Genomic DNA, 12,794 nt, shown 5'->3' with positions numbered 1-12,794 from the left:
TTCGCCTGTTGGTTTTTTGCGTGTGGGTACAAGCGGAGCAAGAAATCACTTGATGTTGTCGAGTCTGGACGATGTATCGGACACAATTTGTGGTATACTAGTGCATATGGCCATTTTTTCATTTTATACACTTGAGGTGCATCGATGTCACGAAGAGCGTTTGTGCGATGGCTGCTTGCCATTGGGGCTGTTTTAGTAGGTTTAAGTGCTTGGTTTAGTCTGTTGGTTAAGAAAAAATTCATTCCCGAGGAACAGGCTATAGCCGCACCCGTAGCTACCTCAGAGCCCCCTCAACAAGCTACGTCAGCGCCTTCGGAGGAACCTCTGCCTCTTGGCCCGTTGATGTCCTTCTTTATCCTAAGTGATCTTCATGTTACATCGGGCGATTCGCTTCCCAACAAAAAGCTTAGACTTGCGTTAGATGATGTCACTCAGTTCGATGGTCCTGTCGATGCGATTATGCTGACCGGTGATTTGACGGATACAGGTACCGAGGTTGACTATAAGGCATTGCGTGCCATAATGAATAATTATAAGCTTCCACCTATTCATGGGAATATGGGGAATCATGATTATTATACGATTTGGATTAATAAAGCGAATAGTTGGGATCAGGATAACGTACCGAATGGCAAAAGTGATGCCGTAAGTAGAGAGCAGTTCAAGAAGTTCATGGGCTATACGTCCATTTATAACGATTTTACGACGAACGGACACTCTATCCTATTGCTATCACAAGAAGCTTACGTGCAAGAGAAGCCCGAAGTGGGTGAAGGTGCATGGTATTCTGATGAACAACTCGCTTGGTTCAAAGGAAGACTGGGCAATTTATATAAACCAGGAAGGCCGCTATTCGTGATGACGCATCAACCATTGCCGCCTGTTGGCACCGATGGGGCTACTCACCAGCTCATTCGGGCTATTCAGTTCCGAGAAACGTTGAAGCCTTACAAGAATGTATTCGTTTTCTGTGGTCATCGTCATCAGGATTTTCAGAATGGGACACCGCATTATATTCAGGAAACGTTCCATTATTTCCATAATGCCTCTGTAGGGAGAACGCTGAATCGGGCGTACCAGCAAACGGCACAGGATAAAGCACAGGGTATTTATGTGCAAGTATTTGCAGATAAAGTGGTTGTGCGCGGCAGGGAATTCAGTAATCGCACCTTCATTGAAGAAGCGAACTGGACGGTCCCCTTGGAGAAAGCACACGCTTGATTCTAAAGTAGTCATATGTAAAAGAAGAAGGGAATAAACGAACACATGAAAACCCAACTCACTAAACTTCTCGAAACGGAAGTCGCTAAACGACGGACGTTTGCGATTATTTCTCACCCGGATGCGGGAAAAACAACATTAACAGAGAAACTGCTTTTGTTCGGGGGGGCAATTCGCTTAGCCGGAACGGTTAAAGGTCGTAAAGCTAGTAAACATGCTACATCAGACTGGATGGAAATTGAGAAACAACGGGGTATCTCCGTAACGTCAAGTGTTATGCAGTTCGATTATGAAGGTCACCGCGTCAATATTCTAGATACACCAGGTCACCAAGACTTTAGTGAGGATACCTACCGTACGTTGACAGCCGCGGATAGCGCGGTAATGTTAATCGACGTTGCCAAAGGGGTCGAGACCCAAACGAAGAAGCTTTTCCAAGTATGTCGTATGCGTGGGATTCCCATTTTCACATTCATTAATAAATTGGACCGTGAGGGTCGTGATCCGTTCGAGTTGCTGGAAGAGCTTGAAGAAGTACTCGGCATTCGTTCTTATCCGATGAACTGGCCAATTGGGTCAGGGAAGCAGTTCTGTGGGGTTTACGATCGCGGGAAATCGCAGTTAGAGCTCTACCAAGGCGATGACCACAAGGATATTGAAGTCCGCAAGGTAGACGGTGTAGAAGATCCGTTAGTGAAGCAAATTGCAGGTGAGTTCTTACACAAGCAATTGTGCGGAGATATCGAGCTGTTGGATGTTGCTGGTGACCCTTTTGATATGGAGAAAGTGATGAAGGGTGAGCTTACGCCTGTTTTCTTCGGGAGTGCGGTGAACAATTTCGGTGTTCAGACGTTTCTCGAGAACTTCCTGCAACTAGCGCCTGGGCCAGAGCCGCGCACTAGCACAGCTGGTGTGATCGAGCCAACGAGAGAGAAATTCTCTGGTTATGTGTTCAAAATTCAAGCGAATATGAACCCAGCTCACCGCGACCGCGTAGCTTTCTTGCGTATCGTTTCCGGAAAGTTCGAACGGGGAATGTCCGTGAAGCATGTAAGGCTTGGCAAGGATATCAAGCTGGCACAGCCGCAACAGTTCCTAGCCCAAGATCGTGATATCGTGGAAGAGGCTTTCCCGGGGGATATCATTGGTCTATTCGATCCAGGTATTTTCCGTATCGGCGATTCCTTAAGCGAAGGAGAAGAGGTCATCTTCGATGAGCTTCCAACCTTCTCACCAGAGTTATTCAGCAAAGTATCGATCAAAAATGCTTTGAAACAAAAGCAGTTCTTGAAAGGGATCGATCAGTTGACGGAAGAAGGGATGATTCAAGTCTTCACGACAATTGGTTTCGAAGATATGATTCTTGGCGTCGTAGGTCAACTTCAATTCGAAGTACTGGAGCATCGGATGAAATCGGAGTATGGTGTGGATATTCTTCTGCAACGTCAGAATTATCAATTCGCGCGTTGGATTATCGATGATAAAATCGATCCAGCTAAATTCCGCATTAACTCCCAATTGGTCAAAGACAAGAAAGGGAATTTCGTAGGCTTGTTTGAAAGTGAATATGCGCTGCGCTCTTCCATAGATAAAAATCCAACCGCACAGTTCTTAACAAGTGCGCCTTAATAGCTAGACATGATAAAGAGGCTCTCCTGATGGATTTCAGGGGGAGCCTCTTCTTGTATTTTTGTCGCCAATGCTCTGTTGCCTTCATACACTAGGATGGGGTGAATTCGAAGCTGGAGGCCTGGTATGAAGAGAATTAGGAAGAAGAGTACAAAGAAACCGATAAGCTTGAATAAGGCAAGATACGTAAGTAGTAAAATTGGCAAAACGAAGGCTGTCGAGTCTGTCGAATCACTTCGCAAGTATGTGCCAAGTACCAAACGCATGAATTCAGTCACCTTACAAGAAATGCTCGAACAATATAAAATGGTCTACGTAAAACCCAATATTGGGATGTTTGGGAACGGTGTGATTCGTATCGAGTTAACAGGGGAAGAGGCAGAACGGTCCTATTCTTACCAATCTGGAGTAACCATCAAAAGGTTCAAAACTTTCAATGACATGTACGTATCACTCCTAAAGGTGACAAGGAAACGGCGTTATTTAGTACAGAAAGGGATTCATTTGTTGACTTACAAGGGGAATCGTTTTGATCTCCGCGTCATGGTGCAACAAACGCCTGCTCGAAAATGGGAGACAACGGGGATTATTGGCCGCGTGGCACATCCCGCAAAGATTGTTACGAACTTTCATAATGGGGGCACGTTGAAATCGGTGGATACTTTGTTAAAGAAGTATTTGCCCCGGGCGGAGAGAACTGGATATGTGAACCAGCTGCAAGTCATGGGTATACAGGTGGCTAAGGCGATTAATACTCGGTATAGAGGGGTAAAAGAGATAGGCGTTGATGTAGCCTTAGATAAAGATTTGCAGCCATGGATTCTTGAAGTGAATACGAGTCCGGATCCTTATATTTTTCGGAGATTAAAGGATAAGCGCATTTTTGCCAAAATCAGAAGATACGCCAAAGCATACGGCCGGTTATGAAATCATAACCGGTCTGTTGTCATTCATATGAAAGGTTTGTTCAATGTCATAGGCAGAAATCGGAGGGCTAAGCAAGAAACCTTGAATGGTTGTACAGGTTGTTTCCTTGAGAATATCAAGTTGCCCCACATCTTCGACCCCTTCGGCGACAACTTGGATATTAAGGGCATGTCCGAGGTGAATGATGGCGTTCGTAATCGCCCAGTCATTGGAATTACTTTGAATGTTTTTGACGAAGGAACGGTCGATTTTGAGGCAATGTATCGGAAACTCCTTTAAATAATTAAGGGACGAATAGCCAATCCCAAAATCATCGATGGAGATGGAAATTCCTTTGGAACAAAGCTTGTCAAGGACGGCGATCGTTTTCTCCATATTTTGCATAATAGAGCTTTCGGTAATTTCGAACTCCAAATAAGAGGGGTTAATGCCGGTTTGTTGAATGATGTGAATAGCTTTATCCGCAAAGTTCTCATCTTGAAACTGGCAAGGCGAAATGTTGACGGCAACTTGATAATCAAGTTTATTTTCAGCGAGCCATCGTGCTTTCTGTAGACAAGCCTCCCGCAAGACCCATTCACCAAGTGGCAAAATAAGGCCGGATTCCTCAGCAAGCGGGATGAATTCAGCAGGCGCAATCATGCCATGTAGGGGATGATTCCAACGCACAAGGGCTTCCAGACAACTAATTTGACCGGTCGAGAGCTCAAGTCGAGGTTGATAGTATAACAATAGCTGATTCTCTGCGATCGCTTTGCGCAGGTCGGTTTCCATTTGAATCTGACTAGCAAAACGTTGTTGTGTTGGTAAGGGGTGAAAAGTAATGAGTTTATTCTTGCCTGTTTGTTTGGCAATGAGGAGTGCTTGCTCAGCTTGGTGGAGTGCTTGTTGTACATTATCAGGTGTTATCGTAAGGTCACTCAGACCGAAGCTTGCACGAAGGAAGCAGTCCTGACCCTGGTAAGTAAAAGGGGGATCAAATATCTGCCCAACACGATGAAGCGCAGATTGAAGTTGTTCTTGCTTGTGTACTCGAAGAAGGAGTGTATATTCATTATCACCAGATCGAACCACAAGATCGATGTGATCCAGTACTTTCAATCTGCGGTTTAATTCCTGGAGGAGATGATCTCCGCATGCATATCCTAGGGAGAAATTCACTTGGCGAAAACGATCAATATCGAAAACAAGACATGCACGGACATGAGCGGATGAGGAATCATCGTGTTTCCGAACAGCATGTTCTAACTGGGCAAGGAGCTGCCCACGGGAGTGAAGTCGAGTGATCTGTGATCGGCTCGTGAGAGCATCGATCATTGATGACGCAGTGAACCGAAGATGGCGCCAGATTGCTTTCATTTGCTATCACTCATTCCCATCTCATAGTTGTCCCAATATCCTTTATCATAAAGCTCAAAGAGGAGATAAACAATATTAAGAGTTTGCTTTTATGACAAAAAATGGACTTTATTTTCGCGTTTCTTAATGAAAAATTGATGAAAATGTCGAAATGTGGCGAATGTGATAGGAAGAGTAATATTCTGAATTTATATTGACAGAAGTAGCTTCTGAATGAGAAAATGTACGCGTGTACATTTTACGTGAAATAAGGCGGAAAGGAGCCAATCAACATGGTGACGAGAAAAGAGGTTGCTGAGTTAGCTAAGGTATCTGAGGCGACTGTATCTCGTGTATTCAATGGACTTGGTCCGATGAAGCCTGCAACAAAAGAAAGAGTTCTCGAAGCAGCGAAGGTACTTGGCTATCATCCCAATGCGATTGCGCAAAGCTTTGCTCGAAGAAGAAGCGGTAATTTGGGGGTCGTGCTTCCTTATATGCCGAAGGTGCATCTGTTTTCCGCGTATTATTTTGCAGAGATTCTTAGCGGGATTGGGGAGCAGGTGAGGGAGCAAGGCTATGACATGTTGTTGTCTCTCCTAACACCAGATGATGATTTGGATTACGGCCGCTTATACCGATCTCAAAAAGTAGATGCCTGTGTCATTCTCGGGGCGAGAGATACCGAATCACAGCGAAGTTCTTTACTGCAATTGCAGGAACAGGGACTACCTTTCTGCTTGGTTAATCAACGATTCGAGGGGTTATCCTTCCTTGAAGTTGATGCGGATCATGTGGAGGGGAGCTATCAAGCGGTTCGTCATTTACTGGATGAAGGCTATCGGAAAATTGCCTTTCTCAACGGTTCTCCACACTATACGAATTCCTTGGATAGACGTCATGGGTATCAAAAGGCGATGTTAGAAGCTGGCTTAACGATGGATCCTGCATTGTTGTTTGAGGGGAACTACAGCCGGACTAGCGGATATGAGATTGCCGCAAAGGTGTGGGAGATCCGGGATCAAGTTGAGGCTGTATTTGCGGCTAATGATCGCATGGCCATTGGACTGATGCAAGGGCTTCGCGAACGGGGATGGATAGCTGGGCGAGATTATGCGGTTATCGGGTGCGATGACTCGGATGCTGCGAAGCTAAGTGATCCACCGCTCAGCAGTATTAAAGTGCCCTTTTTTGAAATGGGCAAAGGAGCAGCCCGTGCCGTTCTAGCTAGCGTTGGGCAGGGAAGCAGTGAGGTTCAGCTGCAAGTTAAGCTGCCGACAGAATTGAAGATTAGGCAGTCGTCGAAGTGGATAAGGCAGGAATAGCTATGGAGATGGGCTATTAACTTGTTTAGCTTAATTAGAACACACTTGGGGAGGCGTGTATGCGATGAAAAAAACGTTCAATATCGGTATGATTGGCTATAAATTTATGGGAAAAGCACATAGTCATGCCTATAAAGATTTACCTATGTTCTTTCCACAGACGGCGATTCCAAAGATGAAGCTCATCTGTGGCCGCGACGAGAACGGTGTTCGCCAAGCAACCGAGCAATTCGGCTGGGACGGGTATGTAACGGATTGGCGCGAGCTAGTTACGCATCCGGATATCGACGTCGTCGATATCAATGCGCCGAGTGATGCGCACAAGGAAATTGCTTTGGCGGCGGCGAAGGCCGGCAAGCATCTATTCTGCGAGAAGCCGCTGGCGCTGACCCTTGCGGATGCAAGGGAGATGCTGGAAGCGGCTGAAGAAGCTGGCGTGAAGCACATGGTCGGCTTCAACTATCGGTTTGCACCCGCGGTACAGCTGGCGAAGAAGCTCGTGGAGAGCGGCCGCCTCGGCCAGATCTACCACTTCCGTGCGTGGTTCTTGCAGGATTGGATCGTCGATCCGACGTTCCCATTGGTGTGGCGGTTGCAGAAGGAGATTGCAGGTTCAGGATCGCATGGCGATCTGGGCGCGCATCTGATCGATCTAGCGCACTTCCTTGTGGGTGACATGACTGAGGTTATTGGCATGAGTGAGACCTTCATTAAGGAGCGTCCGCTTCCGACATCGATGACGGGACTTAGTGCCAAAGGTAGCAAAGATGCGCCGCATGGTCCTGTTACGGTTGATGATGCGACATTGTTCATGGCTCGTTTCGAGAATGGCGCTTTGGGCAGCTTCGAGGCAACGAGATTTGCTCCCGGGCATCGGTGTACGAACTCTTTTGAAATTAACGGGAGTAAAGGTAGCGTGAAGTTCGATTTCGAGCGATTGAATGAGTTGCAGGTGTATTTTACAAGTGATGATGAGGATGTTCAGGGTTTCAGACGTGTTCTTGCAACAGATGCCTCACATGCTTATATGGATGCTTGGTGGCCAGCAGGACATACGATCGGGTATGAGCATACTTTCGTACATGAAGTCGTGGAGTTGATGTCAGCGCTTTCCGAGGATCGACAACCAGTTCCGAATTTTGTGGATGGCGTTAAGTGTCAAGAAGTACTGGAAGCCGTGGATCAATCGATTGCACAGCGCCGTTGGGTTCGTATAAGTGAAGTATAAAAGGATCATGGAGAGAGGAGCAGGAATGGCATGAGTCAGAAACAAGCATTGATTGTATGGGGTGGCTGGGATGGTCATCAACCCGAGGAGGTAGCGGGGATTTTTGCAGGACTGTTAAGGGAAGAGAACTATGCGGTGGAAGTTTCCGATACGCTGGACAGCTTCCAGGATGAGGAACGTTTGGCGAGTATGGATCTGATCGTTCCAGTGTGGACCATGGGAAAAATTGAGAAAGAGCAGCTGACACCTCTCATTAACGCGGTGAAAGTTGGCGGAACGGGAATTGCAGGATGTCATGGCGGGATGGCTGATTCGTTCCGTAATGAAGTGGAGTATCAGTACATGGTGGGCGGCCAATGGGTGGCGCATCCTGGTAATGATGGTGTTACGTATACGGTTCGTATGAAAGATAGCGAGCAGCCTTTGACCGCGGGCATTGGTGATTTCGTCGTAGTTTCGGAAAAGTATTATATGCATGTCGACCCTGCGATCAAGGTGCATGCGGTGACGGACTTTGATGATGTAGAAATGCCGGTCGTATGGACCAAAACTTACGGTGCAGGGAAAGTCTATTATAATTCACTGGGGCATCAAGCTAACATTGTTCGTATGCCAGAGACACTAGAATTAATGCGACGCGGATTGCTTTGGGCAACACGCTAACTATAGGGGGACATAAAGCGATGAGCAAGATGAAGGTTGGTATCATTGGATGTGGAAATATAAGCGCGGCTTATATGAAAAATATTCCTAACTACGCACATTTGAAGTTGGTCGCTTGTGCAGATATTGATGTGAGTAAAGCAGAAGCGCGTGCTGAGGAGTTCGGGATTGCGCATGCGTACACGGTAGAACAATTATTGGCTGATCCACAAGTGGACATTGTGATTAATTTGACGATCCCAGCTGTACATGCGGCAGTCTGTATTCAAATTCTGGAAGCTGGTAAACATGCGTATGTCGAAAAACCGCTTGCCGTAACGCGAGAAGAAGGGCTGCAAATCTTGGAGGTTGCTAAGCGCAAAGGACTTCTGATTGGAAGTGCGCCAGATACGTTCCTGGGTGGCGGTATCCAAACTTGCGTGAAACTGATTCAGGATGGATGGATTGGTACACCGATTGCGGCTACGGCTTTCATGATGGGGAAGGGGCATGAGCATTGGCACCCAGATCCAGAGTTTTACTATGCCAAAGGCGGCGGCCCAATGTTCGACATGGGTCCTTATTACTTAACGGCGCTCGTGGCATTGCTCGGACCCATTCGTCGTGTAACGGGTTCAACCGCTGTGAGCTTCCCAGAGCGTACGATTTCGAGTGAGAAGAAGCGCGGGCAGAAAATCCAAGTAGATACGCCAACACATGTGGCAGGTGTATTAGATTTCCATAATGGTGCTATTGCAACGCTTGTGACAAGTTTTGATATTATGGCAGGTACGCAATTGCCCCACATTGAAATCTATGGCAGTCATGGCTCGTTGAGTGTGCCTAATCCGAATAACTTCGGCGGGGAAGTGCTTATTCGCAAACCTAGTTCTGCCGTATATGAACCGATTCCACTTTCACACGGCTACATAGACAATAACCGTGGACTCGGTGTTGCTGCGATGGCGCAAGCGCTGATAACAGGCGATAGTTCAGCACATCGTGCGAACGGCGAGCTTGCCTATCACGTGTTGGAAGCGATGCATGGTTTCCATGATGCGTCTGACTCCGGTCAGCATTATGTAATGAAGAGCAGCTGCGAGAAGCCGGCAGCGATGAATCCGTTGACGGTATTATAAGTAAATCGAAATCGTAGTAGCTTGACAATATCCTCCTCGTTGGTCAGTGACTGATGAGGGGGATTTTAATTTGTTTTAGCTAGAGGATGCCGAAGCATCCCCCAGCAACTTGTAGTTATTTTAACAATAAGATGGTTCATGTAGGGGGGCATTTACTCAAGATGCGCCTTAAGCGTTTCGACGAGTGTGTCTTGCGTACTTGCTTCTGAATGCTGCCATATAATTTCAAAAAGAACACCTAACCCAGGTAAAACTTTCTCTTCTCCACCGATCGAGTCTTCAATAACTTCTTTGAGTTCTTCTGGTGTTTTGTTATTAACCCGCTGGTGGATGGCTTGTCTAAGGGTAATATTCATTCAAGGACCTCGCTTCCATTTCATTCTCGCTATTACTATGTGCAGATTCAGATGGCTTCATCCTTCCCACTCTTCGCCAATGAAGGCAGTGGCTCCATTGTTGTGAAGTGAGCTTAGGGGGCTGAGTATGGTATAATAAATGGGATATATTCTTGGAATATGGAGGAACGTGACCGGTGAGAAAACAATTTGCGGTTATTGGGATGGGAAGATTTGGCTCAGCTGTTGCTAAGACGTTATCACAACTAGGATTCGAGGTTCTTGCCATTGATCAGGACGAAGAAACGGTTCAAGACGTTTCCGCTTATGTGACTCATGCGGTTCAAGCCGATTCTACGGATGAGGAAGCTATGCGGGCGCTCGGGATTCGCAATTTTGACGTTGTCGTTGTGGCCATTGGGGAAGATATTCAAGCAAGTATTCTAACGACATTAATTCTCAAAGAAATGGGCGTAGCTACGACGATCGTTAAAGCTGTGAATGATCTCCATGGCAAGGTTCTCAAAAAAATTGGCGCAGATAAAATCGTCTATCCAGAACGGGATATGGGGCAACGTGTAGCCCATCATATGATTTCATCGAACATTATCGATTATATAGAGCTCTCAGCCGATTACAGTATTGTAGAAATGAGAGCATCGAAAGAGATGCTTGGCAAAAGTCTGCGTGAACTCGATGTGCGTGCCAAATATGGATGCAACGTGATAGCGATTAAACATAACGAGCAGATGATTATTCCGCCGAGTGCGGAGGCACCGCTTAAACAAGAAGATATTTTGGTCATTGTGGGTAAAAATTCGAGTCTTCAGAACTTTGAAGTCACTTTTGCGGAGTAGGTATATTCATGACAAATGCATATGTAGAAATCATGTCTGTTCAAAATACAAGAGTCAAGGACTGGGCTCAGCTCTTAGAGCGGCGCGGTAGGGACAAACAAGGCAAGTATATCATCGAGGGTTATCATTTGATTGAGGAAGCTTTGAAGGCTGGGGCCGAGGTGGAGACTATTCTTTTTCTATCGGAAAAAGGGAGCCCTCTGGAGCTTGTCGCCCTCGCTGGTGATCGCGCCATCGAATGGGTCAGCGTGAGCGCAGCGGTATTAGCCAAGTGCTCGGATGCACAGACGCCGCAGGGTGTAGTGGCCATCGTGACGCGGCCACAGGTTGGCATGGACGAGCTGCTTGCTGGCGAGCACGATTTGGTCGTAGTCCTGGACGGTGTTCAGGACCCTGGCAACCTCGGCACGATCATCCGCAGTGCGGATGCCGTCGGGGCGAAAGCGGTTGTGCTCGGCCGCGGCACGGTCGATCTGTTCAATCCCAAGACGATCCGCTCGACGATGGGATCGATGTATCATCTGCCAATTGTGGAGGCAGATTTGGGTGAGTTGCTGCCGCGCGCGCGTGAGCGCGGCGTGCGGCTCGTGACGACGAGCCTGCAGGCGCAGGGCTCGTGTTACGACACGGACCTGCGACAGCCGACGTGGCTGATTTTCGGCAACGAGGCCAAGGGCGTGTCGCCGGAAGTTGCTGCGCAGTCGGACGTGAAGGTCATTATTCCGATGCAGGGCAAGGCGGAATCGCTGAACGTCGCTATGGCGGCGACGGTTTTGCTGTTTGAGGCGGCTAGGCAGCGGATGAACCAGCAAAACTAACCAAACGTCGTGTGTGAGTTGTAATAGTGGATGCGTACAATACTCCTTAGATGAGTACAATATTTATGTTTTCAATTAATCAGATGGGTGGGAGCTGCGCTTAGAACGCATCCTGTTACATTTTTTGATGTGATTGGTTGAAAATTAAAAATTTCAAAACCATCGACACCATTATTTTAGGCTATCGTACAGAACCGCAGTTTGGCTTGGTAATAGGACTGCACTTTAAAACAGTTAGGTATAAACCTATCGGTATCGTTGAAATTGGCATTAGTGAAAATGATAAGAAAGCATTTCTAGAGATAGCAAGACAGCTACAAATTAGAATGGAAAAGCAAACATTTTGGGTAGAGCCAAAGCTATGCTGTAGGATTCAATATCAAGAGCGTACCGATCAACATCAGCTTCAAACGAGTATATTTAAAGGGTTTCTTTTTGAGAAGGATCCTGAAAATTGCTATTGGACGTATTAGGGTGGAAATAATAGAAAGGATTGCCCACCGGCTGCTCTGCAAGAAACGCGCGGATGGTCACCGGCTGGTTGAAAGAGTGTCGGATATAGAAAACAGCGGCAGCCTCGGACGGGAAAAAAGTCCATGACTGCCGCTGTTTCTCATTTTATTCGCGTTAAATATCCAGATTACTGTCATTTCACCATTTCAGGATCGCGATGTGAAAAGAACAGGCTTTGTTTCGTATCTAACGTAGTAATCAACGCCATATCCTGTTCGCTTAATTCAAAATCAAAGATGTTGAAGTTTTCGATGATTCTTTCTTTACGTACCGACTTTGGAATCACAACGACCAGAGGTATTCTCGACCGAAAAATAACAATAACGTGGGGAAAGTGGTGCTTATTGTGGAAATTCGATCTTTAGGACAATCGGGATTAAAAGTAACGAATCTGTGTCTGGGTACGATGACATTTGGTAATCAGGCAGACCAAAAAACCTCATTCGAAATACTTGACAAGGCATTCCATGCTGGAGTGAATTTTATTGATACGGCAGATGTGTATCCCATTGGGAGGGTTTCGCAAGCCGTCGCGGGTGCTACCGAGTCGATTATCGGGGAATGGTTAGGAAGTAAACGAGACAAAGTGGTGTTAGCAACGAAGTGCTTCGGTGCGATTGGGCCAGGAGCAAATGATCGTGGGTTGAGTAGGAAGCATATCATAACATCCGTCGATGATAGCCTCCGCCGCCTAAAAACGGACTACCTTGACCTCTTTTGAACTTTTCACGACACGCAGAAAGTGATTTGGAGACAAAAAGAAGGCCCACGCCACATTGATGGCTTATGGGACCTTCTTTTTGCATTTCATGCGGAGCTGTA

13 protein-coding genes and 1 pseudogene are annotated in these 12,794 nt (G+C 46.7%); 11 read left to right on the top strand and 3 right to left on the bottom strand.

Annotated features, from left to right (window positions below):
* Window positions 1–144 precede the first annotated feature (144 nt).
* The 3 genes from L6I86_RS17150 to L6I86_RS17140 all read left to right on the top strand — a co-directional run bounded on the left by L6I86_RS17150 (window position 145) and on the right by L6I86_RS17140 (window position 3,777).
* A complete protein-coding gene (locus L6I86_RS17150) occupies window positions 145–1,221 on the top strand; it encodes a metallophosphoesterase family protein (protein ID WP_236289012.1) in 1,077 nt (358 codons plus the stop codon).
* Window positions 1,222–1,266: 45 nt separating this feature from the next.
* On the top strand, window positions 1,267–2,850 hold the full coding sequence (locus L6I86_RS17145; protein WP_236289010.1) for a peptide chain release factor 3: 1,584 nt from the start codon (window positions 1,267–1,269) through the stop codon (window positions 2,848–2,850).
* A gap of 126 nt (window positions 2,851–2,976) precedes the next feature.
* Window positions 2,977–3,777, top strand: a complete 801-nt coding sequence (locus L6I86_RS17140; protein ID WP_236289008.1) for a YheC/YheD family protein — start codon at window positions 2,977–2,979, stop codon at window positions 3,775–3,777.
* Here the strand turns inward: L6I86_RS17140 and L6I86_RS17135 are convergent.
* Complete coding sequence (locus tag L6I86_RS17135) at window positions 3,772–5,136, bottom strand: putative bifunctional diguanylate cyclase/phosphodiesterase (protein WP_236289006.1); 1,365 nt, start codon at window positions 5,134–5,136, stop codon at window positions 3,772–3,774. The two genes, L6I86_RS17140 and L6I86_RS17135, sit on opposite strands and share 6 nt — an antisense overlap.
* A 272-nt stretch (window positions 5,137–5,408) precedes the next feature.
* Between L6I86_RS17135 and L6I86_RS17130 the strand changes: the two genes are divergently transcribed.
* The 4 genes from L6I86_RS17130 (at window position 5,409) to L6I86_RS17115 (ending at window position 9,449) form a co-directional block, all read left to right on the top strand.
* The gene (locus L6I86_RS17130; RefSeq protein WP_236289004.1) at window positions 5,409–6,440 is read left to right on the top strand and encodes a LacI family DNA-binding transcriptional regulator; all 1,032 of its coding nucleotides are present in this window, start codon (window positions 5,409–5,411) and stop codon (window positions 6,438–6,440) included.
* Between the two features lie 64 nt (window positions 6,441–6,504).
* Window positions 6,505–7,668: a Gfo/Idh/MocA family protein gene (locus L6I86_RS17125; RefSeq protein WP_236289002.1), complete on the top strand. Its 1,164-nt coding sequence runs from the start codon at window positions 6,505–6,507 to the stop codon at window positions 7,666–7,668.
* Window positions 7,669–7,698: 30 nt separating this feature from the next.
* Window positions 7,699–8,331, top strand: coding sequence for a ThuA domain-containing protein (locus tag L6I86_RS17120; protein ID WP_236289001.1), 633 nt, complete (start codon window positions 7,699–7,701; stop codon window positions 8,329–8,331).
* A 20-nt stretch (window positions 8,332–8,351) separates the two neighbouring features.
* Window positions 8,352–9,449 carry a Gfo/Idh/MocA family protein gene (locus L6I86_RS17115; RefSeq protein ID WP_236288999.1) on the top strand — a complete coding sequence of 366 codons (1,098 nt, stop codon included), beginning with the start codon at window positions 8,352–8,354 and terminating at the stop codon, window positions 9,447–9,449.
* Window positions 9,450–9,601: 152 nt separating this feature from the next.
* Here the strand turns inward: L6I86_RS17115 and sspI are convergent, their stop codons facing one another.
* Complete coding sequence (gene sspI / locus L6I86_RS17110; protein WP_056618924.1) at window positions 9,602–9,805, bottom strand: small acid-soluble spore protein SspI; 204 nt, start codon at window positions 9,803–9,805, stop codon at window positions 9,602–9,604.
* A gap of 176 nt (window positions 9,806–9,981) precedes the next feature.
* Between sspI and L6I86_RS17105 the strand changes: the two genes are divergently transcribed.
* The 3 genes from L6I86_RS17105 to L6I86_RS17095 all read left to right on the top strand — a co-directional run bounded on the left by L6I86_RS17105 (window position 9,982) and on the right by L6I86_RS17095 (window position 11,932).
* Window positions 9,982–10,641 carry a potassium channel family protein gene (locus tag L6I86_RS17105; RefSeq protein WP_236288997.1) on the top strand — a complete coding sequence of 220 codons (660 nt, stop codon included), beginning with the start codon at window positions 9,982–9,984 and terminating at the stop codon, window positions 10,639–10,641.
* 8 nt (window positions 10,642–10,649) lie between these two features.
* On the top strand, window positions 10,650–11,459 hold the full coding sequence (locus L6I86_RS17100) for a TrmH family RNA methyltransferase (protein WP_056618932.1): 810 nt from the start codon (window positions 10,650–10,652) through the stop codon (window positions 11,457–11,459).
* 137 nt (window positions 11,460–11,596) lie between these two features.
* On the top strand, window positions 11,597–11,932 hold the full coding sequence (locus tag L6I86_RS17095) for a DNA ligase-like domain-containing protein (RefSeq protein ID WP_236288995.1): 336 nt from the start codon (window positions 11,597–11,599) through the stop codon (window positions 11,930–11,932).
* A 173-nt stretch (window positions 11,933–12,105) separates the two neighbouring features.
* Here the strand turns inward: L6I86_RS17095 and L6I86_RS17090 are convergent.
* A pseudogene (locus L6I86_RS17090) lies at window positions 12,106–12,264 on the bottom strand (aldo/keto reductase); the annotation flags it as partial.
* Between the two features lie 33 nt (window positions 12,265–12,297).
* On the opposite strand from L6I86_RS17090, the gene L6I86_RS17085 reads away from it, so the two are divergent.
* Window positions 12,298–12,693 (top strand): aldo/keto reductase, encoded by a 396-nt coding sequence (locus L6I86_RS17085; protein WP_236288992.1) that lies wholly within the window; start codon window positions 12,298–12,300, stop codon window positions 12,691–12,693.
* Window positions 12,694–12,794: the final 101 nt, after the last annotated feature.

The organism is Paenibacillus allorhizoplanae (assembly GCF_927798215.1).
In the GTDB taxonomy this organism is placed as follows: Bacteria; Bacillota; Bacilli; order Paenibacillales; family NBRC-103111; genus Paenibacillus_E; species Paenibacillus_E allorhizoplanae.
The sequence above is the reverse complement of the archived record's forward strand: the minus strand, read 5'-3'. Positions and strand labels throughout refer to the sequence as shown.